General features: G+C 56.7%; 26 protein-coding genes. 23 read left to right on the forward strand and 3 right to left on the reverse strand.

Translation table 11 applies throughout. The features are described 5' to 3' along the window. Positions 1-289 precede the first annotated feature (289 nt). The 19 genes from NR177_RS02150 (at position 290) to acpT (ending at position 16,014) form a co-directional block, all read left to right on the forward strand. Positions 290-679 (forward strand): lipoprotein, encoded by a 390-nt coding sequence (locus tag NR177_RS02150; protein ID WP_256852198.1) that lies wholly within the window; start codon positions 290-292, stop codon positions 677-679. 66 nt (positions 680-745) lie between these two features. Continuing rightward, positions 746-1,807, forward strand: a complete 1,062-nt coding sequence (locus tag NR177_RS02155; protein ID WP_256852199.1) for a class I SAM-dependent methyltransferase — start codon at positions 746-748, stop codon at positions 1,805-1,807. Between the two features lie 53 nt (positions 1,808-1,860). Continuing rightward, positions 1,861-2,583 (forward strand): beta-ketoacyl synthase chain length factor, encoded by a 723-nt coding sequence (locus NR177_RS02160; protein ID WP_256852200.1) that lies wholly within the window; start codon positions 1,861-1,863, stop codon positions 2,581-2,583. Further along, positions 2,580-3,395 carry a lysophospholipid acyltransferase family protein gene (locus tag NR177_RS02165; protein ID WP_372340323.1) on the forward strand — a complete coding sequence of 272 codons (816 nt, stop codon included), beginning with the start codon at positions 2,580-2,582 and terminating at the stop codon, positions 3,393-3,395. Before NR177_RS02160 ends, NR177_RS02165 begins: the two co-directional genes overlap by 4 nt. Continuing rightward, positions 3,376-3,633, forward strand: a complete 258-nt coding sequence (locus tag NR177_RS02170) for a phosphopantetheine-binding protein (RefSeq protein ID WP_109716630.1) — start codon at positions 3,376-3,378, stop codon at positions 3,631-3,633. Before NR177_RS02165 ends, NR177_RS02170 begins: the two co-directional genes overlap by 20 nt. 12 nt (positions 3,634-3,645) lie before the next feature. Further along, positions 3,646-3,897, forward strand: a complete 252-nt coding sequence (locus NR177_RS02175; protein ID WP_109716629.1) for an acyl carrier protein — start codon at positions 3,646-3,648, stop codon at positions 3,895-3,897. A 6-nt stretch (positions 3,898-3,903) separates the two neighbouring features. Next, positions 3,904-4,482, forward strand: coding sequence for a hypothetical protein (locus NR177_RS02180; protein ID WP_256852201.1), 579 nt, complete (start codon positions 3,904-3,906; stop codon positions 4,480-4,482). Then, complete coding sequence (locus NR177_RS02185; protein WP_256852231.1) at positions 4,482-5,843, forward strand: AMP-binding protein; 1,362 nt, start codon at positions 4,482-4,484, stop codon at positions 5,841-5,843. The genes NR177_RS02180 and NR177_RS02185 overlap by 1 nt, the downstream gene beginning before the upstream one ends. Further along, the gene (locus NR177_RS02190) at positions 5,830-6,183 is read left to right on the forward strand and encodes a hydroxymyristoyl-ACP dehydratase (protein ID WP_256852202.1); all 354 of its coding nucleotides are present in this window, start codon (positions 5,830-5,832) and stop codon (positions 6,181-6,183) included. Before NR177_RS02185 ends, NR177_RS02190 begins: the two co-directional genes overlap by 14 nt. Further along, positions 6,174-7,865 carry a glycosyltransferase gene (locus NR177_RS02195; RefSeq protein WP_145393533.1) on the forward strand — a complete coding sequence of 564 codons (1,692 nt, stop codon included), beginning with the start codon at positions 6,174-6,176 and terminating at the stop codon, positions 7,863-7,865. The genes NR177_RS02190 and NR177_RS02195 overlap by 10 nt, the downstream gene beginning before the upstream one ends. Before the next feature lie 3 nt (positions 7,866-7,868). Further along, the gene (locus tag NR177_RS02200) at positions 7,869-8,291 is read left to right on the forward strand and encodes a thioesterase family protein (RefSeq protein ID WP_109716625.1); all 423 of its coding nucleotides are present in this window, start codon (positions 7,869-7,871) and stop codon (positions 8,289-8,291) included. Then, positions 8,288-8,893, forward strand: a complete 606-nt coding sequence (locus NR177_RS02205) for an outer membrane lipoprotein carrier protein LolA (protein ID WP_145393537.1) — start codon at positions 8,288-8,290, stop codon at positions 8,891-8,893. Before NR177_RS02200 ends, NR177_RS02205 begins: the two co-directional genes overlap by 4 nt. After that, entirely contained in the window at positions 8,862-11,180 is a 2,319-nt protein-coding gene (locus NR177_RS02210; protein ID WP_256852203.1) for an MMPL family transporter, read from the forward strand. The genes NR177_RS02205 and NR177_RS02210 overlap by 32 nt, the downstream gene beginning before the upstream one ends. Before the next feature lie 83 nt (positions 11,181-11,263). Beyond that, entirely contained in the window at positions 11,264-11,833 is a 570-nt protein-coding gene (locus tag NR177_RS02215) for a DUF3261 domain-containing protein (RefSeq protein WP_172897584.1), read from the forward strand. 1 nt (position 11,834) lies between these two features. After that, on the forward strand, positions 11,835-13,004 hold the full coding sequence (locus NR177_RS02220) for a beta-ketoacyl-[acyl-carrier-protein] synthase family protein (RefSeq protein WP_256852204.1): 1,170 nt from the start codon (positions 11,835-11,837) through the stop codon (positions 13,002-13,004). Then, positions 13,001-13,477: a 3-hydroxy-fatty acyl-ACP dehydratase gene (locus tag NR177_RS02225; RefSeq protein WP_256852205.1), complete on the forward strand. Its 477-nt coding sequence runs from the start codon at positions 13,001-13,003 to the stop codon at positions 13,475-13,477. Before NR177_RS02220 ends, NR177_RS02225 begins: the two co-directional genes overlap by 4 nt. Beyond that, the gene (locus tag NR177_RS02230) at positions 13,474-14,205 is read left to right on the forward strand and encodes a 3-ketoacyl-ACP reductase FabG2 (protein WP_109716620.1); all 732 of its coding nucleotides are present in this window, start codon (positions 13,474-13,476) and stop codon (positions 14,203-14,205) included. Before NR177_RS02225 ends, NR177_RS02230 begins: the two co-directional genes overlap by 4 nt. Then, positions 14,202-15,431 carry a beta-ketoacyl-ACP synthase gene (locus tag NR177_RS02235; protein WP_256852206.1) on the forward strand — a complete coding sequence of 410 codons (1,230 nt, stop codon included), beginning with the start codon at positions 14,202-14,204 and terminating at the stop codon, positions 15,429-15,431. The genes NR177_RS02230 and NR177_RS02235 overlap by 4 nt, the downstream gene beginning before the upstream one ends. A gap of 1 nt (position 15,432) precedes the next feature. Beyond that, positions 15,433-16,014, forward strand: coding sequence for a 4'-phosphopantetheinyl transferase AcpT (gene acpT / locus NR177_RS02240; RefSeq protein ID WP_256852207.1), 582 nt, complete (start codon positions 15,433-15,435; stop codon positions 16,012-16,014). A 135-nt stretch (positions 16,015-16,149) separates the two neighbouring features. Here acpT and NR177_RS02245 read toward each other — a convergent pair whose 3' ends face one another. Continuing rightward, on the reverse strand, positions 16,150-17,394 hold the full coding sequence (locus NR177_RS02245; protein WP_256852208.1) for an ADP-ribosylglycohydrolase family protein: 1,245 nt from the start codon (positions 17,392-17,394) through the stop codon (positions 16,150-16,152). Positions 17,395-17,618: 224 nt separating this feature from the next. Further along, on the reverse strand, positions 17,619-17,831 hold the full coding sequence (locus tag NR177_RS02250; RefSeq protein WP_063878268.1) for a hypothetical protein: 213 nt from the start codon (positions 17,829-17,831) through the stop codon (positions 17,619-17,621). A gap of 246 nt (positions 17,832-18,077) precedes the next feature. Between NR177_RS02250 and NR177_RS02255 the strand changes: the two genes are divergently transcribed. Then, entirely contained in the window at positions 18,078-19,268 is a 1,191-nt protein-coding gene (locus NR177_RS02255; RefSeq protein WP_145393553.1) for an alpha/beta hydrolase-fold protein, read from the forward strand. A gap of 107 nt (positions 19,269-19,375) precedes the next feature. Here NR177_RS02255 and NR177_RS02260 read toward each other — a convergent pair whose 3' ends face one another. Further along, positions 19,376-19,816 (reverse strand): GNAT family N-acetyltransferase, encoded by a 441-nt coding sequence (locus NR177_RS02260; protein ID WP_181377109.1) that lies wholly within the window; start codon positions 19,814-19,816, stop codon positions 19,376-19,378. 473 nt (positions 19,817-20,289) lie between these two features. Here NR177_RS02260 and NR177_RS02265 point away from each other — a divergent pair, with 473 nt between their 5' ends. The 3 genes from NR177_RS02265 (at position 20,290) to NR177_RS02275 (ending at position 23,273) form a co-directional block, all read left to right on the forward strand. Beyond that, a complete protein-coding gene (locus NR177_RS02265) occupies positions 20,290-20,964 on the forward strand; it encodes an EAL domain-containing protein (protein ID WP_244915418.1) in 675 nt (224 codons plus the stop codon). 508 nt (positions 20,965-21,472) lie between these two features. Next, positions 21,473-22,438: a D-2-hydroxyacid dehydrogenase gene (locus NR177_RS02270; protein WP_063878273.1), complete on the forward strand. Its 966-nt coding sequence runs from the start codon at positions 21,473-21,475 to the stop codon at positions 22,436-22,438. Positions 22,439-22,463: 25 nt separating this feature from the next. Continuing rightward, a complete protein-coding gene (locus NR177_RS02275) occupies positions 22,464-23,273 on the forward strand; it encodes a class I fructose-bisphosphate aldolase (RefSeq protein ID WP_096011523.1) in 810 nt (269 codons plus the stop codon). The last annotated feature ends 19 nt before the right edge of the window (positions 23,274-23,292 follow it).

The raw sequence follows: 23,292 nt of genomic DNA on the forward strand, positions 1-23,292 counted from the left end.
ATCCAGACGGGGGCGTTTTCTCCGTCTGTCATCGTCTTTTCTATTCGGGTTAACCTCTTTGCCCGGCGCGTAATTATCGTTTTTTCTCTTCCAGACAATAAATCGGTTTAATTAAATTCTGTTGAACTAAAAGAGAAAATATAACAACATTGCGGCCGTTTATCATGGCATCACAGACGAGGCACCGCGTTTAAATTAACGCAAATAAGCCCTGCATGATGAATCTCAATAATCATTTTCACGCTAATTATTGTTGTCCTTATTTACTTCACACAGACAGGTATGTTGAATGAAAAAGTCTATGAAATGGTTTGCCGCCCTCACGGTCGTTGGGGCGTTGGCAGGCTGCGCACGTACCGCGCCGCTTGAGAAAATTCATACCACCCTTACTGCAGGTCATACTCAGGATCAGGTCAAAAACGCCATTTTAAAAGCCGGTGTTCAGCGTCAGTGGATCATGACCCAGGTTGCACCGGGCGAGATCAAAGCGCGTCAGCAGGTTCGTGACCACATGGCGGAAGTGCGGATTACCTACTCGGCGACAGGCTACGATATCCTGTACGACCACAGCACCAATCTGCTGGCGTCAGGCGGACAAATTCATAAAAGCTATAACCGCTGGGTGCAAAACCTGGACAAAGATATTCAGGTTAACCTGTCTGCGGGCGCAAATTTATAATGATGTCTAAAGTCGGGCCTGCAATGGCCCGATACTACTCCTTTGACTCAGCAGGTTTTCTCAGCCATGTATGAAAAAGATTCGCTCAGCGCACTGGATGCGATTACTGAAGCACAACGTATCGCTTTTGCGCCGATGCTTTTTCAAACCGCGTTGTGTTTGCGGAATACGGGCGTGCTGGAGTATCTGGATAAGCAGGGAAAACGCGGCGCGACGCTTGAAGCCATTACGGCAAACAGCACGATCAATGAGTATGCCGTCAGCGTCCTGCTGGATATGGGGTTAAGCGGACGTATCGTTACGCATCAGGATGGACACTATTATCTGGCGAAAGTCGGTCATTTTCTGCTGCATGACCCGATGACGCGCGTGAATATGGATTTCACTCAGGATGTGTGTTACCAGGGGCTGTTTCACCTGCAGCGCGCGCTGGAAGAGGGCAAACCGGCCGGATTACAGGTTTTTGGCGACTGGCCCACGATCTATCCCGGATTAGCGCAACTGCCTGAGGCGGCGCGCAACAGCTGGTTTGCGTTCGATCATTACTATTCCGACGCGGCCTTTGACGCGGCGCTGCCGTATGTGTTCGCCAGCGGTCCCGCTGCCCTGTACGATGTCGGCGGAAATACCGGTAAATGGGCAATCCGCTGCTGCCAGTATGACAACGCGATAGCGGTAACCCTGTTAGATTTGCCGCCACAAATTGCACTGGCCCGTGAAAATATCGAAAATGCAGGCTTTTCTCATCGCATCGCCTTCCATGAAGTCGATATGCTTGGCGACGCGCCATTACCCGCAGAAGCCGATGTCTGGTGGATGAGTCAGTTTCTGGACTGCTTTTCGCCTGAACAAATCGTCAGGATGCTGCGCCGCGTTGCCGACGTGATGAAACCCGGCGCGAAGCTGTTCATCATGGAACTGTTCTGGGATGCACAGAAATTTGAAGCGGCCTCATTTAGTCTCAATGCGTCTTCGCTTTATTTTACCTGTATGGCCAACGGCAACAGCCGTTTCTACAGCGTAGAGCGGTTTTATCACTATCTGGACACAGCAGGCTTCCAGGTTGATGAACGCGATGACGGGCTGGGCGTGGGTCATACGTTATTGCAATGCCAGAAGAAATCATAACAACACGGCGATAACCGCCCTGAGTATCACCTGAATATCGCGGACGCGCGTTGATGAAATTTGCATTAAACATTGTTGACTGGCAGGCCCGGGCCCCAGGATTAAGCGAAACGACACAGTGGCTGGAATGGGCTCGGCTGTCGCACGCCATCGATCCTGCGGCACCGCAGGCAAAGCTGACCGAACTGCCGATGATGACCGCGCGCCGCCTCAGCGCTGGCAGTAAGCTGGCGGTGGAGTGCGGGCTGGCGATGCTGCGTCAGCATGAAATCGACGCCGTGCTTTATACCAGCCGTCACGGCGAGCTGGAACGCAACTTCCGCATTTTGCAGGCGCTGGCGACAGGCCAGGCGCTTTCGCCAACCGATTTTGCCCTGTCCGTGCACAACTCCGCCGTGGGCTGCCTGACCATTGCCGCGAAGAAACCGATTGTGTCTTCGTCGCTGTCCGCCGGTCAGGACACCTTTCAGCAGGGGCTGTGTGAGGTGATGTGCCTGCTCCAGGCGGGCTATCAGCGCGTGTTAATGGTCGATTTTGACGGGGCGATGCCAGCGTTTTATCAGACGCATCTCTCATCAGAAACCCCAATGTGGCCGTTTGCCGTCGCGCTGGTGATCGAAGCCGGTGACGCCTTAGCGTGCGAAACCCGGCCAACGCGTGCAGCGGAACAGACCGCGCTGCCGCAAAGCCTGCTGTTTTTACAGCACTACCTGCAAGCGGCCGCCACCTTTGCCCTGCGCGGCGAGCGGGTTGACTGGCACTGGAGCCGCCGATGAGCAGGCCATTTTCGCGCCTTAACCGGGCATGGCGACGGGTCATGACCGGTTTTTGCTTTGCCCTGTTCGGCGTCGGTGGACTGCTACTGTCTGTGGTGTGGTTTAACCTGCTGTTACTCGTGGTATGGGATAAAGGCCGCCGTCGCCGCATCGCCAGGCGCACGATTGCCGCCAGTTTCCGCTTCTTTTTAAGCGTGGCAAAAGGCGTCGGCGTGCTGGATTACCGTATGCGCGGGATTGAGCATTTGCGCCAGGATCGCGGCTGTCTGGTGGTCGCCAATCATCCGACGCTCATCGACTATGTGCTGCTGGCCTCGGTGATGCCGGAAACCGACTGCCTGGTCAAGGGCGCGCTTTTGAAAAACCCGTTCGTCAGCGGCGTCATCCGGGCAGCGGATTATCTGATCAACAGTCAGGCCGATGCATTACTGCCCGCCTGTCGGCAACGGCTGGCGCAGGGCGACACGATTTTGATTTTCCCGGAAGGGACACGTACGCGGCCCGGCGAACCCATGACACTGCAACGTGGCGCGGCCAATATTGCCGTGCGCTGTGGCAGTGATTTACGCGTAGTGCATATTCACTGTAGTGAGCATCTGCTGGATAAGCACAGCAGATGGTATGACGTTCCGCCCGCCAAACCGATGTTTAGCGTTGAGGTGCGGGAACGGATCGCGATCGATCAGTTTTACGATGCAGACTTACAAGAACCGGCACTGGCGGCACGGCAGTTGAACCGGCATCTTTTGCTTCAATTACAACCAGGTTGTTCACCTTTTTCAGGAATTAATGATGCAAGCGCTTTACCTTGAAATCAAAAATCTCATTATAACGACGCTGAATCTCGACGAACTGTCGCCCGACGATATTGATACCGATGCGCCGCTGTTTGGCGATGGCTTAGGGCTGGACTCCATCGACGCGCTTGAGTTGGGGCTGGCAGTAAAAAATGCCTACGGGGTGGTTCTCTCGGCGGAAAGCGAAGAGATGCGCCAGCACTTTTTCTCCGTTGCCACGCTGGCATCGTTCATCCACGCGCAACGTGCCTGAGGAGACGCCGTCATGACAGAACAAAACGCCATTTACGAAGAGGTCTCCGCGCTGTTGGTTAAGCTGTTTGAGACCGATCCGCAGGACATTTCCCCCGAGGCGCGGCTGTACGAGGATCTGGAGCTGGACAGCATTGATGCGGTCGACATGATCGTGCATCTGCAAAAGAAAACCGGCAAGAAAATCAAGCCGGAAGAGTTCAAAGCCGTGCGTACCGTGCAGGATGTTGTCGACGCGGTTGAACGTCTGCTGAAAGAAGCCTGATTCGCGATGTCGGCTACGCGCGCGTTGCCAGTCGTCAAGCTGCTGACCGGCTTACTGCTGCTGGCCTGGCCCTTTGTCATCGGGTTCGGCCTGGCGCATAACAGCCTGCACTGGTTGCTACCGCTGATGGCGCTTCTTCTTTTATTACGTCTGCGCCAGACCCGGCGCAAAACGGGGCCGCTGCGCGTCATTACCCAGGTGGTGGCGGTAGCCGGCATCATCCTGTGCGTCGCCAGTCTGCTGCTGAAAACGCACCAGCTACTGCTTTTTTACCCGGTGGTGGTCAATGGCGTCATGCTGGCGGTATTTGGCGTCTCCCTGTGGTCAACCATGCCGCTTGTCGAACGGTTGGCCAGAGTCAGTGAACCCGATCTGCCTGAAAAAGGCGTGCGTTATACCCGGCGGGTGACGCAGGTCTGGTGCGTCTTTTTCATCATCAACGGCAGCATCGCGCTCTTTACCGCGCTGTATGGCGATATGACGCTATGGACGGCCTGGAACGGGATGATTTCCTATCTGCTGATGGGCTCGCTGATGGCGGGCGAGTGGCTGGTCCGCCGCAAGATAACAGAACGAGATGGATGATGAAGCAGACGCTTACACTGACACAGTGGCTCACTGCGCCGCGACCGGCTGCGCTGCCCGTCGCCTGGCTGGACGACCGCACCTGGACGCTGGGACATCTGCGCCAGGATGTGGCCTGCCTGATCGCCTTACTGCAGCAGCAGGACGGTCAGCGCTGGGCGTTGTGTTTCGAGGACAGCTACTTATTTATCGTGGCCCTGCTGGCGACGCTGCACGCCGGTAAAACGCCCGTCATCCCCGGCCATTGTCGTGTGCCCTTACTGAACGAGCAGCAGGCCCTGTTTGACGGCGTGATGAGCGAAAAAACGCTTAGCTGGCAGGGGCCGCTGCTGGTTGTCAGCAGTTCGATGACGATCGCCTCACCGTCTCAACATTTTCCCGCCCTGCGCGACGATGCCGAAATAGAACTCTTTACCTCCGGCTCGACGGGGCAGCCCAGGCGGGTAGTGAAGTCTGTGGCGAGTCTGGATAACGAAGCCGCCCTGCTGGCTGCCCGCTTTGCCGGGCGGTTGACCGGCTGTCGTGTGGTGGCCTCGGTCGTGCCGCAGCACCAGTACGGCCTGACATTTCGTATCATCCTGCCCATGGCGCTGGGGTTACCGCTGCATGCGGCGATGCTCTGGTATGCCGAACAGTTTGCGGCCTTAAGCCACGATTATCAGTATGCCTTTATCAGTAGCCCGGCGTTTCTGAAACGCCTCGATCGCCAGCTCACGCCGCCGCCGGTCGCCATGGTGTTTTCCGCGGGTGGCATGTTACCCTGGCAGGATGTTTCACAAGCCGCTGACTGGATGCATATCTGGCCAGATGAAATTTATGGCAGCACGGAAACCGGCATTCTCGCCTGGCGCTATCGTCAGCATGACGACGTAACCTGGCAACCCTTTGAGGGTGTCCATTTTCATCAGGAAGACGACACATTACGTGTGTTTTCGCCGCTGATTGCCGACAGAGGCGGCCTGTTGCTCGACGATATCCTGCACATCGAGCAGGACGGCCAGTTCCGGCTGGCGGGACGGCGGGGCAGCGTCGTTAAAATCGAAGAAAAGCGCATTTCGTTGAGCGACGTCGAACAGCGGCTGTTAGCGCTGGACGGCATCCGCGAGGTGGCGGCGGTGGCGGTCTCGCGTCGCGGCCGACAGGGCGTAGGCGTGGTGCTGGTGCTGGACGATGAAGCACGGCAACGCTGGCAGGAACACGGCGGTAAGCTGCAGGAGCTGGCCTGGCGACGTGCGTTGTTGCCCTGGCTCGAACCCGTTGCCGTGCCCCGTTACTGGCGGGTGATGGATGCGATCCCGGTCAACAGTATGAACAAGCGTGTCTATGCGCAGTTACAGGAGTTGTTTCATGAAACCCCGTGAAATTGAGCACCATCAGGCACAGCCCCATCAGGTTGAGATGGTTTTATACCTTGATCCTTCGCTGTTCTGGTTCAAAGGGCATTTTGCTGTGCAGCCGCTGCTGCCCGGTGTGGCACAGATGGACTGGGTGATGCACTACGCCAGCACGCTGCTGGTGCCCGGCTGGCGTTTTCACAGCATTCAGAACGTGAAGTTTCAGTCTCCGCTGCTGCCAGAGAGCACCGTTACGCTGACGCTGAGCTGGCAGGAAGCGCGCCAGATGCTGACCTTTAGCTATCACCGCCACGACGGTGAGGCGCGTCATGCCGCCAGCAGCGGTAAGATTCGGTTATGTCGTTAACCTTTTCCCCTTGTGTGCTGATCCCCTGTTACAACCATGGTGCCATGATGGCGTCGGTGCTGGCCCGCCTGCAGCCGTTTGATCTGCCGTGTATCCTGGTGGACGATGGCAGCGATGCCGCCACGCGGGACGTGCTGGATCGGCTGGCCGCCGAAAACACCACGCTGACGCTGGTTCGCCTGGCGGAAAATGCCGGTAAGGGCGCGGCGGTACTGCGTGGTATGCAGGTGGCGGCGGCGGCCGGTTTTACCCATGCCGTGCAGGTTGATGCCGACGGTCAGCATGCGATTGAAGATATCCCCAGGCTGCTGGCGCTGGCGCAGCAGCACCCCGATGCGCTGATTTCCGGTCAGCCAGTTTATGACGACTCCATTCCCCGCTCGCGTCTTTACGGGCGCTGGATAACCCATGTCTGGGTGTGGATCGAAACGCTGTCGCTGCAGCTGAAAGACAGCATGTGCGGCTTCCGCGTTTATCCGTTAGCGCCGACACTTCGGTTAGCGCAGCGCGCGACGCTCGGTCAGCGGATGGATTTTGATACCGAAGTGATGGTGCGGCTCTACTGGCAGGGCAATAACAGCTACTTTGTGCCGACCCGGGTGACTTATCCGCAGGACGGCCTGTCGCATTTTGACGCCATCAAAGACAACGTACGCATTTCCCTGATGCACACCCGGCTGTTTTTCGGCATGTTGCCGCGTATCCCTTCCTTGCTGTTTCGCCGTTCGCCCCAGCACTGGGCGCGACAGAAAGAGGTGAAAGGGTTGTGGGGGATGCGCCTGATGCTGCTGGTGTGGCGACTGCTGGGCCGTAACGCCTTTGCGCTTTTGCTGTATCCGGTCGTCGGCGTTTACTGGCTCACGGCGGCCACGGCGCGCAGAGCCTCACAGAACTGGATGGCCCGCGTGCGTGCGCAGTTGTTGATGCGACAGCAGCCGCTGCCGGAAAACCTCAACAGCTACCAGCATTTTCTGCGCTTTGGCAACGTGATGCTGGATAAAATTGCCAGCTGGCGCGGCGAACTGCATTTTGGCCGAGACGTCGTTTTTGCGCCGGGCGCGGAAGCCAGGCTCGACCTCAGCCATCCCCAGGGCAAGCTGCTGCTGGCCTCGCACCTGGGCGATGTGGAAGCCTGCCGGGCGCTGGCGCAATTAAAGGGCAGCAAAACCATCAACGCGCTGGTGTTTAGCGATAACGCCCAGCGCTTTAAACAGATTATGGAAGAGATGGCACCGCAGGCCGGGCTGAACCTGATGCCGGTGACCGACATCGGCCCGGACACCGCCATGCTGCTGAAAGAGAAGCTGGACCGTGGCGAGTGGATTGCCATCGTGGGCGATCGCATCGCGGTAAATCCGCAGCGCGGCGGGGAATGGCGCGTTTGCTGGAGCCCGTTTATGGGCCAGCCCGCGCCTTTTCCGCAAGGGCCATTTATTCTGGCTTCCATCCTGCGCTGCCCGGTTAACCTGATCTTCGCGCTGCGCCAACAGGGAAAACTGCATATCCACTGCGAGCCGTTCGCCGATCCCCTGCTGTTGCCCCGCGCCGATCGCCAAAACGCCCTGCAGCAGACCATCGATCGCTATGCGGAACGCCTTGAGCACTACGCGCTCCAGTCGCCGCTCGACTGGTTTAACTTTTTCGATTTCTGGCAACTGCCAGATAGCAAAGACAAGGAGTAAAGGGTGCTTAACGATCCCCGTTTTACTGTCGACGTAGCGATAACGATTCCCTTTCATGATGTCGATATGATGGGCGTGGTCTGGCACGGTAACTATTTTCGCTACTTCGAAATCGCCCGCGAGGCGCTGCTGAATCAGTTCGACTATGGCTACCGACAGATGAAAGCGTCCGGCTACGTCTGGCCGGTGGTGGATACGCGAGTCAAGTACCGCCATCCGGTGACTTTCGAACAGCGCATTCGCGTGCGGGCCCGCATCGAGGAGTTCGAAAACCGCCTGCGCATTGGTTATGAAATTTTCGATGCCGAAAGCGGTAAGCGCACCACAACGGGCTACACCATTCAGGTGGCGGTGGAAGAGAGCAGTCGGGAGATGTGCTTTGTCTGCCCGGCGATCCTGTTTGAACGTATGGGAGTGACGCCATGAGAGGCCTGTTATTACTGGCGCTGTTGATCAGCCCCTTTGTCAGCGCCCTGACGCTCGACGATCTGCAACAACGCTTTACCACCCAGCCGGTGATCCGCGCACACTTCGATCAGATCCGCACGATCAAGGACATGCCGCAGCCGCTAAAATCGCAGGGCACGATGCTGATCGCCCGGGATCAGGGATTGCTGTGGGATCAAACCCGTCCCTTCCCGATGCAGCTGCTGCTGGATGACAAACGCATGGTACAGGTGATCAACGGCCAGCCGCCGCAGACCATCACCGCCGACAACAACCCGCAAATGTTCCAGTTTAACCACCTGCTGCGAGCGCTGTTCCAGGCAGATCGCAAGGTGCTGGAGCAGAACTTTCGCGTCGATTTTGCTGATCGCGGCGAAGGCCGCTGGACGTTGCGCCTGACGCCAGTTACCACGCCGCTGGATAAGATCTTCACCAGCATCGATCTGAGCGGCAACACCTATCTGCAGCATATTCAGCTGAACGATAAGCAGGGCGACCGCACGGACATTACCCTTTCTCAACATCAACTGACGCCAGCGCAACTGACTGATGACGAACGCCAACGCTTTGCCGCCCCGTAAGCGGCCCGCGCTGCTGTGGGGGCTGGCCTGCCTGATCATGGCGGCCGTGCTGCTCATGCTGCTGCCGCAGGCCCGGCTGAACAGCAGCGTGCTGGCGATGCTGCCGAAACAGGCGCTGGGAGCGATCCCGCCCGCCCTGAACGACGGCTTTATGCAGCGTCTCGATCGTCAGCTGGTCTGGCTGGTCAGCCCCGGTAAGCAGGCCGATCCGCAGGTAGCGCAGGCCTGGCTGGCACTGTTGCAGAAATCTGGCGCGCTGGCCGAGGTGAAAGGCCCGATGGATGCCCGTAGCCAGCAGGCCTGGGGCACCTTTTTCTGGCAGCATCGTAACGGGCTGATCGACAGCGAAACGCGGCAGCGGCTGCAAAACGGCGGCGAGGCCCAGGCCCAATGGGTCCTCTCTCAGCTCTATTCCGCGTTTTCCGGCGTTAGCGGCAAAGAGTTGCAAAACGATCCCTTGATGCTGACGCGGGGATCGCAACTGGCGATGGCCAAAAATGGTCAGCGGCTGCGCCTGATGGACGGCTGGCTGGTGACGCAGGATAGCCAGGGCAATAACTGGTATTTGCTGCACGGTGAGCTGGCCGGATCGTCGTTTGATATGCAGCAGACGCATAAACTGGTGACCACGCTGGGCGCGCTGGAAAAAACCCTGAAAGCAGCCTACCCGCAGGCACAGCTGTTATCACGCGGTACGGTGTTTTACAGCGATTACGCCAGCCAGCAGGCGAAGCAGGATGTTTCCACGCTGGGCCTGGCCACGGTGCTCGGCGTGCTGCTGCTGATTCTGGCCGTGTTCCGCTCGGTGCGTCCGCTGCTGCTGTGCCTGCTCTCTATCGCCATGGGCGCGCTGGCAGGCACCGTCGTCACGCTGCTGGTGTTTGGCGAACTGCACCTGATGACGCTGGTCATGAGTATGAGCATCATCGGCATTTCGGCGGACTATACGCTTTACTATCTGACCGAACGCATGGTGCACGGGGCCGAAACCTCGCCGTGGCAGAGCCTGGCGAAAGTGCGTAATGCGCTGTTGCTGGCGCTGCTGACCACGGTTGCCGCGTACCTGATTATGATGCTTGCGCCTTTCCCCGGCATTCGTCAGATGGCGGTCTTTGCGGCGGTGGGCCTGAGCGCCGCCTGCCTGACGGTGGTGTGCTGGCATCCCTGGCTGTGCCGTGGTTTGCCTGTCCGTCCGGTGCCCGCCATGGTGCTGATGCTGCGCTGGCTGGCCGCATGGCGGCGTAACACCGTGCTGTCTGTGGGGCTGCCGGTGGCGCTGGCACTGTTCTCGCTGGCGGGCATCGCAACCTTGCGCGTGGACGATGATATTTCACAGCTCCAGGCGCTGCCACCGCATATTCTGGCGCAGGAAAAAGCCATTACTGCGCTGACCGGGCAGAGCGTCGATCAAAAATGGTTTGTGGTGTACGGCAACAGCGCGCAGCAGACACTGACGCGACTGGAAGCCTTTAGGCCCGCACTGGAACGCGCCAGAGCGCAGGGGCTGATGAGCGGTTATCGAACGCTTCCCCTGAATTCGCTGGCACGCCAGGCGCAGGATCTGACCTTGCTGAAAACGGCCGCGCCCGCCGTCACTCGCGCGTTGAGTCAGGCTGGCTTAACGACGGCTAACCCCGATCTCAGTCCGATGCCGGTCAGCGTTGAGGCCTGGCTTGCCAGCCCGGCGAGCGAAGGCTGGCGGCTGCTGTGGTTGACGCTCAAGGGCGGTGAGAGCGGCGTGCTGGTGCCGGTTGAGGGGGTGAAGCAGAGCGCTGCCCTGAATGCGCTAAGCCAAAGCGTTCCCGGCGTCGCCTGGGTGGACCGCAAAAGTACCTTTGACGCGCTGTTTGCGCTGTACCGCCACATCCTGACCGGCCTGCTGCTGGTTGCGTTGGCGGTGATTGCCTGTGGCGCGGTGATGCGGCTGGGCTGGCGCAAAGGCGCGCTCAGTCTGGTGCCTTCCGTACTGTCCCTGAGCTGCGGTCTGGCGGCACTGGCCTTCACCGGCCATGCGGTCAACCTGTTTTCGCTGCTGGCGTTGGTGCTGGTGCTGGGCATCGGCATCAATTACACGCTGTTTTTCAGTAATCCACGCGGTACGCCGCTGACCTCAATGCTGGCCATTACCCTGGCGATGATGACCACGCTGCTGACGCTCGGCATGTTGGTTTTCAGCGCAACCCAGGCCATTAGCAGTTTTGGCATCGTGCTGGTGAGCGGTATCTTCACCGCCTGGCTGCTGGCACCGCTGGCGATGCCGACGAAAAGAGAGAAAAAAAGACGATGATCAACCAGACTTTACGCATGCTGAAAAAACGCCTTGCACAAAGACAGGCCATGCCGGAGCCGGTTTGCGGCCGCCGCGTGTCCATGGGAGGCTGTCTGGTGGTTGCCGCTGCGCTGATGCTGGCCGGGTGCAGCCATTCAACCCACCGCCCGCAAAATCGCCCGCAGGCATGGCTGGCACCGGGCGCGCGCGTTACGCTGCCAGCGCCGGGGATCGCGCCGTCAATCCGTTCCCAGCAGCTCCTGACCGGCCGTTTTCATGGCAAAAGCCAGTCGCTGCTGGTGATGCTCAACGCGGATGATAAAAAAATCACGCTGGCGGGGCTGTCATCGGTGGGGATTCGCCTGTTCCTGGTCACTTACGATCGCCAGGGATTGCACACCGAGCAGTCGATTGTGGTGCCGCAGTTGCCACCTGCCAGTCAGGTGCTGGCAGACGTGATGCTCAGCCACTGGCCGATTAGCGCCTGGCAGCCCCAGTTGCCCAAAGGCTGGACGCTGAAAGACAACGGGGATAAGCGCGAACTGCGCGACGCCAGCGGCACGCTGGTGACTGATATCACCTATCTGAACCGTCAGGGCAAGCGCGAACCCATCAGCATTGAGCAGCACGTTTTTAAATACCACATCACCATTCAATACCTGGATGACTGAGATGATCTACGTTTCTGCCGTTGGCATGATTAACGCGCTGGGCAAGGATAACGATGAGGTCGCCATGAACCTGGTGCGCGGCGTGGCACCCGGTATGCGGGCGCGGAGCGGCTGGTTACAGGCGCATCCGCACGCCGTGCTGGCGGGCGTGGAAGGGGAGCTGCCGGTTATCCCGGAGGCATTCCGTGCACATCGCTCGCGCAATAATCAGCTGCTACTGGCCGCGCTGGCACAGATCCAGCCCGAGGTCGATAAGGCGATTGCACACTATGGTCGCGATCGCGTCGCCGTGGTGCTGGGCACCAGTACATCCGGGCTGGACGAAGGGGATGTGCACGTCAACCTGACGTTGAATCAGCAGCAGAGCACCGCGTGGTGCTATCCGCAGCAGGAACTGGGCGATCCCTCACGTTTTCTCAGCCACTGGCTGGCGCTTGACGGTGCGGCTTTTACGCTGTCCACCGCCTGCTCGTCCAGTGCCCGCGCCATCATTAGCGGTCGCCGTCTGATTGAGGCCGGGCTGGCTGATGTGGCGATTGTCGGTGGAGCAGATACGCTGAGCCGCATGCCGGTCAACGGCTTTCACAGCCTGGAATCGCTTTCCCCCACGCTGTGCCAGCCATTCGCCCGCGACCGCAGCGGAATAACGATTGGTGAAGGCGCCGCGTTGATGCTGTTAACCCGTGAGCCGCAGCCGATTGCGCTGCTGGGCGTGGGCGAATCAAGCGACGCATACCATATTTCGGCCCCTCATCCTCAGGGGGAAGGGGCGATCCGCGCCATCAGTCAGGCCCTGAACGAAGCCGGGATTTCACCCGCAGCGGTGGGCTATATCAACCTGCATGGCACTGCCACCGCGTTAAACGATCAGATTGAATCCAGCGTGGTGAGCGAACTGTTTGGTGAGCAGGTGCCGTGCAGTTCAACCAAACATCTGACCGGGCACACGTTGGGCGCAGCGGGTATTACCGAGGCGGCGCTCAGCATGCTGATCCTGCAACGCGATCTGCCGTTACCGCCGCAGGATTTCAGCCTGTCGCCGCGCGATCCTGAGCTGCCGCCCTGTGGCATCATCGAACGGCCTCAGCCGCTGACGCGCCCGGTTATTCTGTCAAACTCCTTTGCCTTCGGCGGTAACAACGCCAGCATTCTGCTTGGGAAACTCTCATGAGCCACTATTTATCCCCCGGTGACTATCTGCCGCATGACGCGCCCATGCTGTTGCTCGAACAGGTCGACAGCGTGACGGACGAGACCGCCGCCTGCCTGGTCGCGGTATCGGCAGACAGCGTGCTGGCCCCTTTTCTCGATCCCGATGGCAACCTGCCGGGTTGGTATGCTCTGGAGTTAATGGCGCAGACCGTCGGCGTCTGGTCGGGATGGCATCGCCATCAGCAAGGCCAGGCCAGTATCTCCTTAGGCATGGTACTGGGCGCACGGGAGTTAATCTGTGGGGCAGGCATTCTGCCGGGTGGTGCAATGCTGACCGTGAAGGTCAAACTGCTGGTGCGGGATGAGCGCTTTGGCAGCTTTGAATGCGCCATTGAGGCTGGCGGCGACACGCTGGCAACCGGTCGGGTGAATACTTTTCAGCCCAGCGCCGAAGAACTTCATTCTCTATTTCAACAAGGAGCGTCTTCATGAGTCGTTCAGTTTTGGTTACCGGTGCCAGCAAAGGCATTGGTCGTGCCATCGCCCGTCAGTTGGCGGCGGACGGCTTCGTGACTGGCGTTCATTATCATCATGATGTCGCGGGGGCGCAGCAGACGCTCGATGACATTGTTGCCGCCGGTGGCGCGGGGCGACTGCTTCAGTTTGACGTGTCGAATCGCCAGCAGTGCCGCGACGTGCTGGAACAGGATAATGACGTGTACGGCCCCTGGTACGGCCTGGTCAGTAACGCCGGGATCGCCCGTGATGCGGCCTTTCCGGCATTGAGCGAGGACGACTGGGATCAGGTGATCCACACTAATCTGGACAGTTTTTACAACGTGATTCAGCCCTGCATCATGCCGATGATTAGTGCCCGTCAGGGCGGTCGCATTATCACGCTCTCCTCCGTGTCCGGGCTGATGGGCAATCGCGGCCAGGTGAACTACAGCGCGGCTAAAGCCGGTATCATCGGGGCCACCAAGGCGCTGGCGATTGAACTGGCCAAGCGCAAGATTACCGTCAACTGTATCGCGCCGGGGCTGATTGATACCGGGATGATCGAGATGGAAGCGACGGCGCTGAAAGAAGCGATGTCCCTTATCCCGATGAAGCGGATGGGGCAAACGGAAGAAGTAGCCGGGCTTGCCCGCTACTTAATGTCGGATATTGCGGGTTACGTGACGCGCCAGGTGATTTCCATCAACGGAGGGATGTTATGACACGTCGTGTTGTAATTACCGGCATGGGCGGCGTCACCGCCTTTGGCGAAAACTGGCAGGCCGTGTCCGCCAGGCTGCTGGCGTATGAAAACGCGGTGCGCAAAATGCCGGAGTGGCAGGTTTACGACGGGCTGCATACCTTGCTGGGTGCCCCGGTTGATGACTTCAGTGTGCCGGAGCACTATACCCGCAAACGCATCCGCTCCATGGGCCGCGTGTCGTTAATGTCCACCCGCGCGACCGAGCTGGCGCTGGAGGACGCGGGATTGATCGGTGATCCCGTGCTGACCAATGGCGAAACCGGCATTGCTTACGGCTCGTCGACCGGTAGCACCGGCCCGGTGAGCGAATTCGCCACCATGCTGACGGAAAAGCACACCAATAACATTACGGGCACCACCTATGTGCAAATGATGCCACACACCACCGCCGTGAATACCGGGCTGTTTTTCGGTCTGCGCGGCCGGGTTATCCCCACGTCCAGCGCCTGCACCTCGGGCAGTCAGGCGATTGGCTACGCGTGGGAAGCGATTCGCCACGGTTATCAGACGGTGATGGTCGCCGGTGGCGCAGAAGAGTTGTGCCCGTCGGAAGCCGCAGTGTTTGATACACTTTTCGCCACCAGCCAGCGCAATGATGCGCCGAAAAGCACGCCGTCGCCGTTTGATGCACAACGCGATGGCCTGGTCATCGGCGAGGGCGCAGGCACGCTGATCCTGGAAGCGCTGGAGCATGCGAAAGCGCGCGGCGCGACAATCTATGGCGAGATTATCGGCTTCACGACCAACTGCGATGCTGCCCATATTACTCAGCCGCAGCGCGAAACCATGCAGATCTGCATGGAGAAGTCGCTCACCATGGCTGGCCTGAGCCCGCAGGACATTGGCTATATTTCCGCCCACGGCACCGCGACCGACCGGGGCGATCTGGCAGAAAGCCAGGCCACGGCGGCGATTTATGGCAATCAGGTGCCCATCTCGTCCCTGAAAAGTTATTTCGGTCACACGCTGGGTGCCTGCGGTGCGCTGGAAGCCTGGATGAGCCTGCAAATGATGCGCGAGGGCTGGTTTGCCCCCACGCTGAATCTGAGCCAACCGGACACGAACTGCGGCGAACTGGACTACATCATGGGGCAATCCCGCAACATCGATTGTGAGTTTTTGCAGAGTAATAACTTTGCGTTTGGCGGCATTAACACCTCCATCATTATCAAACGCTGGCACTGACATGTATCAGATCTTTCTGGGGAAAATTTCCTCACTCAGCGCTGGCCTGACCGCGTCTGAACTGAAAGATCAGGCACCCTTGGGTGCGCGGCGCGCAGGCTGGCTTGCCGGGCGTGCCATGCTCTCTGCTGTGGTTTCGCCCCTGCCGGCGAGCGTCGTCGGCCAGCACGGCAAACCGGCTTTTCCCGCTGACGTCCGGCTCTGGTTCAACCTTAGCCACAGTGGCGACGATATCGCACTGCTCCTTAGCGATGAAGGTGAAGTCGGCTGCGACATTGAAGTGCTGCGCCCACGGCCAGGCTGGCGCAATCTGGCGCAGCAGCTGTTTAGCGCGCAGGAACAGGCGCAACTGGCGGCGGAACCGGCGGCGCAGCAGTTAGCAGCCTTCTGGCGCATCTGGACATTAAAAGAGGCCATCATCAAGCAGCGCGGCGAAAGCGCCTGGCAGATGGCCAGCATCGACAGCACGGCACCGTCTGCGTTGTCGGTCAGCGCACTGCAGGTGGGCGGCCTGAGTCTGGCGGTGTGCACGCCGACGCCGTTTGCGTTGACGGTTGCAGCGATACAAATACAGGGGAACTGAGCCGTCGCTTTGGCAAAGACGGCGAGCAGTGATTACGCCCTACTCAACGCCAGGTCATCTGGCAGGGTTTTGACTTAACGAGAGGGGCAGGGCCTGTGAAAAATAAGCCGCGTTGCTTTAAGCAGAAGCAAGGCGTCAAAGGGCATATTCATCCTGAATCAATATCGCCAGCCTGTTAATAATGGCGTCGAGCGTCCCATCCGATGCGGATGTATGGAGCAATCCCTCAATATAGCGATCGCCGCGAGTATAAACGGTCACCAGACTCAGGCACTCAGCGACAGACGCGTGCGAAATCCTTTCTTTTTCTCTCAGCGACATATTGTTGGTTATCCACTGGTTCCAGCCAAAACCCGTCAGCATAAGTTGATTTTTTTCGGCGGATAGCGGCATGTTGTTTTCAATATCGTCCTGGCAGTCAGCGATGAAGCGTTTTAGTACGGTATTGTCTTGTCTGATAATCAGGAGATTAGCCCGTTGCACGATGTCATCGTGCCAGGCCAGCCGTGACAGCCAGGATTTTGGCAGGGCATGGTAACCGTAATACGCACCCGCAAGCTGACCATAAATAGCGGCGACACTGTCCGCGTCATCGCCAAGATTCGCCGCCAGTAACGCCCCTTCCTCAAATGTCTCGCTGTGCCAGAAACACCAGAGAGCGGCTTCCAGTGAGTGAATCACATAGCCAGAACTGCTGATTTCATCACGGGATTTAAGACGGTAGCGACCTTGAATAATGGCTAAGGAATCCGGATGCAGTGTTTTTATCCATGCGTACTGCGCAGAATGAAACGCATTGAATAGCCTTGCTTTGGTCGGCGTGTTATCGCTGTTGAGCAGCATGTGGATCAGGCCCGTGATGTACTGGCAGGCCTCAATACATCGCTGTTCTGCATGAGTGGTGGCGCTGGCCAGTTTCGTCGCTTCAAAGACCGCAGTGAGAGGGGCATGATGCATGAATAATGCCACAGGCGCGGTGCGCATCAGGCTGCCGTTGCCCGCACTTCTGGGGTCGGTGCTGCCCGCCAGCGCAATGCTTTCAGCGCTGAATGTTTTTAACGCGAGGGCGACGGTCGTGCCAATATCGAAACAGGTTCCGGTGCAGGAGTTATAACCATAATCGCGCCAGTTGATATAGCGTCGCATTTGATCGGCAGGTACATTTTCGCCCCGTTCGATCAGGCTGTCAGCCAGACACAGCATCATGGACGTGTCATCCGTCCATTGACCGGGTTCAAGCATAAAGGGGCCACCGCCAACCAGGTCGGTTACCACCGGTTTTGCCGGTCTGGGCTGAAATTCAAGGGTGGTACCTAACGCATCGCCCAGCGCCAACCCAACTAATGCGCCTATAGCCCGATTGATTTTATCAGCATTCATCCATTTGTCCTGATTTACCTCAGCGCCAGCCAGACAGGGCGGCACGCTTCTCGGCTTTTCAAACACGATTTGGCACATTAACGCGAGTTGAAAGCAATGTCGATCAAAGGCTATTGGCGGGCAGGGGGGAGGAAAGCAGGACGGGAAAGGCAGGCGTGGATTTCATTGCCACGCCGAAGCCTAACCTTTAGCGGGGCGGCCCACTGGCAACCCCAACTGAACCGCTAGTGACTTTGCTTACTGTCTTCTTCTTTATGCTTTTTCGCCAGGTAATGCCCCGCCGCGCAGCCCGCCATGGCACCGGCAACCGCATGATGTTTAAGATGGCCCGCCACGCCGCCCACCAGCGCGCCTTTCAGGCAGCCTTCGGCCTGTGCCTGAGAGGCAACCGACATCAAAAGGCCCAGGGTGACCAGCAGAAAGGGAAGTTTACGCATCGATACTCAGTCCTTATAAAGGGGAAGGTGTTAATGCTGCGACGATAACCCTAATGCGAGGCTGGCGGGTGAGAAAATGCGAGTCGTTGCACGATGGTTGCAGAAAAAAGGGCGGGTTTTGCATGCCAGAGCGTGGCGGAATTTTTTGAACCGCATCACACCCTGCATTTTTTGCGAATCCATTTTCTCTCTTCCGGGACAGAAAGATGTAATAACTACCTCGCCATACACAAAACGGAACCCACGATGAAAAAAAACTTAGCCTGTTTTGCATTCCTGGCAGGAAGCCTGCTGACGGGATATGTCCCAGTACTGATTGCCGCACCTATACCGCAAACCCCGGATACAAGTATCCCGGTGAGCCGCTACATTACGGCGCTCAATCCGGATCACTCCATTACCTTCCGTCTCTTTGCGCCTGCCGCGAAGCAGGTTGCCGTGGTGACCGGCGCCACGCCGCTGAGCCAGCAATCGCATGACATGAAAAAGGACAGTGCCGGCATCTGGTCGTGGACCAGCGCGCCGATGAAGCCCAACCTGTATGAATACTATTTCGACGTAGACGGTTTCCGCACGCCGGATACCGGCAGCCGTTTCCCTAAACCGCAGCGCCAGGTGAACACCAGTATGATTCTGGTGCCGGGCAGTATTCTGGACGAGCGCAACGTGCCGCACGGCGATGTGCTGACCCTGACCTATCATTCCACCGCCCTGAAGTCGGAACGTCAGGTGTTTGTCTGGGCGCCGCCGGGTTACAAGGCCGATGATAAACCGCTGCCAGTGCTCTACTTCTATCACGGTTTTGGCGATACCGGACTGTCCGCCATTTCGCAACTGCGCCTGCCGCAGATCATGGACAACCTGCTGGCAGAGGGCAAAATCAAGCCGATGCTGGTGGTGGTGCCCGATACCGAAACCGACATCGTGCAGGCTATTCCTGAAAACTTCCCGCCTGCGGATCGTCGCAAAGACTTTTATCCCCTCAATGCCGCTGCTGCGGATAAAGAGTTAATGCAGGACATTATCCCGCTGGTGGAAAAACGCTTTACCGTGAGTCGCAAACCGGCTGACCGGGCGATTGCCGGGCTGTCCCAGGGCGGCTATCAGGCGCTGGTGTCAGGCATGACGCACCTGAGCGACTTTGGCTGGCTGGCCAGTTTTAGCGGCGTGACCACCAGTACCGTGCCTAATGAGGTCGTGACGCGTCAACTGAGCCAGCCGCAGACCGTGAATAAGCAGCTGAAAAACTTTACGCTGGTGGTGGGCGATAAAGATATCGTGACAGGCAAAGACATTGCCGGACTCAAAACCGAGCTTGAAAAGCAGGGCGTAACCTTCCATTACACCCAGTATCCGGGCTTAGGGCATGAGATGGACGTCTGGCGACCTGCGTATGTGGAGTTTGTGCAGCAGCTGTTTAAACCACAGTCGCACTAATCCCGGCTTCAACGCGGACCGCGCACAGGATGAGCAGGACATCCTGTGCGCATTCTCCCCAACGCGGCGGGAACGCTGCGGTTTCGTTGGCGGCGGATGGCGTCATGTCAGCCACGCGGTAAGCGCTTACGCATCACCCGCTGCCCAAACGCATCACTGCCTTCTGCGACCCAACCATTTGCCTGATAAAACCCCTCCGCGTTCGAGCCGGGATCGGTGGTCAGTACGATGGCCTCCGCGCCCTGATCGATAAACCACTGTGTGATAGTGTTCAACAGTTGTGTCCCGATGCCCTGTTTTTGATATTCAGGTTTAACAAACAGCCCGCCAATAAGCGGTTCAGGCGCATTGATCCCTAACCCGTAACCGGCATACTCACCGTCCACCTGGCAAATCCAGCCGCCGCCCTGACGAATATCGTCGAGCGCTTGTTCACGCTGTAAATAGTGGATTTGATGCGCGTGCAGGCGATTTTCCGTTACGGAAAAGCGTATTTCATATATTTCTTTAAGATGATGAGGTTCAAGTTTAGAAAATGAGAGGCGCATGGCAGCTCTGAATGAAAATGACGATGTCAGGTGGTCAAACAGTATCGCCTGAATAACGGCGTTTCAAGGCGTAAAACGTCATGGGGTGCCGCTTTTCTACAAATACCGTTTTTAATCTTGTTTTGTCATTTCGCTGGCATCCTGGCGTCATCGGCCTGCCAGTTTCATCTGTTTTACGCTGGACTTAATGCGGCGATGACCGGCGGCCTGAGCCGTATTACCCCTTTCCCTTGTACTCTGAAAGGAATTAATAAAGGTATCCTGGCTGAGCCTGCATAACCTGACCACAATACGATCCAGACGTAACTGGAGTTTTTCAGTTTTCGAGTCTTCATTAAATAACAAGGGTTTAACGATCGATTTTTAAAGTTTGATAGGTTTAATCATAGACCAATCCGTTAAAATTCATTTGATTGATAGCTGGCGACGATCAATAATCGATCTACTTTAATGCCGTTAATCAGAGCATGGGAATGGAAATCCAGAATCTTGATAATAACAACCGTGCCTGGCGGTTCATTGCTGAGCCTATTGTAAACCTGAAATCTGAACGTATTGCCGTTGAAGTCTTAACCCGATTTGCCGCACCAGGGACGCCTTTTTTCCATATAAATAACATGCATAAAGAACAGAAAATAAGTCTCTTAAGAGACCAGTTGTTCTTGATTGATAAAAAAAGACATTTCTTTGAAAGTCACCAGTTGCTGTGTTCTGTAAATGTCGATGTAGAGATGGCTTTTGCGCTGCTGGAAGAACGGGATATTTACGAACTCGCCACAGCGCATTCTTTTCTGCGCATTGAAGTATCAGAAGACTTCCCCAATCTGGCGGAGGGGCTGAATAATCCCTTACTGCGAAAGTTATATAATCATTACACCTTATGGCTGGATGATTTTGGCAGTGCCTCTTCCCATTTCCCCTGTTTGCAAAAGGGATTATATGAGGCCGTTAAAATCGATAAGTTTTTTTTCTGGAAGCATCATAACAGCCCGCTCTGGAAGGATACCCTGATGCAAATTAAAGACTATTGTCAGTTTATTATTGTAGAAGGCGTTGAACAGGAAACTTACTTTCAGTTTGCTAAACCCTATGCCGCGGCATTCCAGGGCTACCTGTTTGACGCCATCAATTTTGAGGCATTGGGCTGAACAGCGCGTTTAGCCGTTAACCAGAAACGGCCGTTTCAGCCACTCCCGGCGCAATCCCACGCTTCACTACCCGGGCCGCCCGCACGCTGATAGCCTCTCTTGATGCATCCCGGCCCTGCCAAAGCAGGGTGACGTTCCCTCTCTGTCCTCACCCATTTTTACCGCCTTTTCATACCGCTTTCCTGCCCCCCGCTTTGCTGACGCAATATTGCAGCCGCCAACCGGAGGCCAACAGGCTATTCCATTAACGTGTTCAGCTAAATAAAAGGGAAGGGCGGGTAAAAACAGAAAGGATAAATTCGAGCGAACCTTACCGAATGATCCTCTTTTTTTATTACGGGTTTAATTAATTAAAACGAAGTTTATGCGAGAAGTCTCGCAGCGATTTGTTTAATTACACAGGAAGTATGATAATTATTGCGCACTATTATGTTTTTTTGCATATAGCCTGATGAATGTCTGTGTGGATAATGGCTGAATATCAAGACATTCAAAGGATGCTCATGCAATGGACAATAAAAATATCGTTTTTCTTGATTACGCTACCTTTCCCGGGAGTGTGAAGTTAAAAACGATTCATGGCGCGCATAATTTAATCTTGCACGCACGAACCTCACCGGAGCAATGCGCTGAACGCATTGCAAAGGCGGATGTGGTCATTACTAATAAAGTCAAGTTAACGTCAGAGCTGATCGCTCAGGCACCGGATCTTAAATTTATTGCGGTGGCTGCCACAGGTTTTGATGCGATTGATATCGACGCCTGCAAAGCCAGAAATATCCCCGTCGCGAATATTCGGGATTATGCGGTGGATACCGTACCTGAGCACACCTTTGCCTTGCTGTTCGCCCTGCGCCGCAGCATTACGGCCTATCATCAGGCCGTGCAGAAAGGACGCTGGCAGCAGGCAGGCCAGTTCTGTTTTTTCGACTACAGCATTAAAAATCTGGCCGGTTCGACTCTGGGCATTATTGGCGATGGCGTACTCGGTAAGCGAGTGGGCGAAATAGCGAAAAGTCTGGGAATGAAGGTGCTTTTTGCTGCGTATAAAGGGGTCAGTAATATGGGGCCGCTTTATACCGATTTTGACGAAGTGTTGAAAACCAGCGACATCTTATCACTTCATTGTCCGTTATTACCCTCAACGGAAAATATGATTACCGAAAATGAGTTTGCACTCATGAAGCCTGAGGTCCTGCTTATTAATACGGCACGCGGTGGCATCGTCAATGAAGAGGATTTATATCGTGCATTAATGACGCGGCGTATTGCCGGGGCCGCTTTTGATGTGGCAAAACATGAGCCGCCAGACAATGACGCGCCGATCATGAAACTCACGCAACTCCCGAACTTTATCTTAACGCCACATATTTCATGGGCCAGCCAGGAAGCGATTCAATCATTAGCCGACAAACTCATCGACAATATTAATGCCTGGCTGAGTGGCAAACCAATAAATATCGTTAACCCGTAGTACATAAAACACCAGGAGAATAATTATGTTTTTGGGAAAAGAAATCCGCTTAAAACGACTGCTAAATAAAAAATCAGGACGTCTGCTGGCCATCACCATGGACCATCCTATTACACGCGGCGTTTTACCCGGCATTGGCCCGATAAACGAGGTCATGGGCAAGGTTGTCGCCGGTAAACCCGATGCCATTACGATGCACAAAGGCATCATTGAAAAATCCTTTGCGCCTTATGCCGATTCCGATGTCTCCATCATCATGAAAGCCACCAGTTACTCCATTCCTTATCACGAGGCGTTTGATACGCCCGTTGCGGATGTAGACGAAGCGATTCGCTTTGGGGCAGACGCCATCTCGGTGGGTTGCATTCTGGGTGGGCCGGAACAGGCGAAGCAACTGACCTTTCTGGGGCAGATCACCAAAGCAGCAGGCTCGGCAGGGCTGCCGGTTGTCGCACACATCTATCCCAAAGGGCCAATGGTAGACAACCCCTTCGATGCCAAAAATCTGGCCTACTGCGTCCGCGCCGGTGCTGAACTGGGGGTGGATATCATTAAAACCCTGTGGTCCGGTTCTGCTGACACCTTTAAAGAGGTCGTGGCGTGCTGTCCGGCAATGGTGGCGTTGGCCGGTGGGGACATGGGTAAAGATCTGGTGAGCTTTTTGACCAACACCCGAAAAGCACTGGATATCGGCGTGGGCGGGGTCACCTATGGCCGCTTTGTCTGGCAGCACGACAACCCCACCGCCGTCGTCCGCGCACTGGACGCCATGATTAATGACGATTGCAGCGTAGACGAGGCGATCGCGGTTTACAAACAAGCCGGCGGCAACTAAGTCCGCGACAGCATAAATG

The sequence above is a fragment of the Pantoea sp. Fr+CA_20 genome (assembly GCF_024520835.1).
GTDB classification, from domain to species: domain Bacteria; phylum Pseudomonadota; class Gammaproteobacteria; order Enterobacterales; family Enterobacteriaceae; genus Pantoea; species Pantoea allii.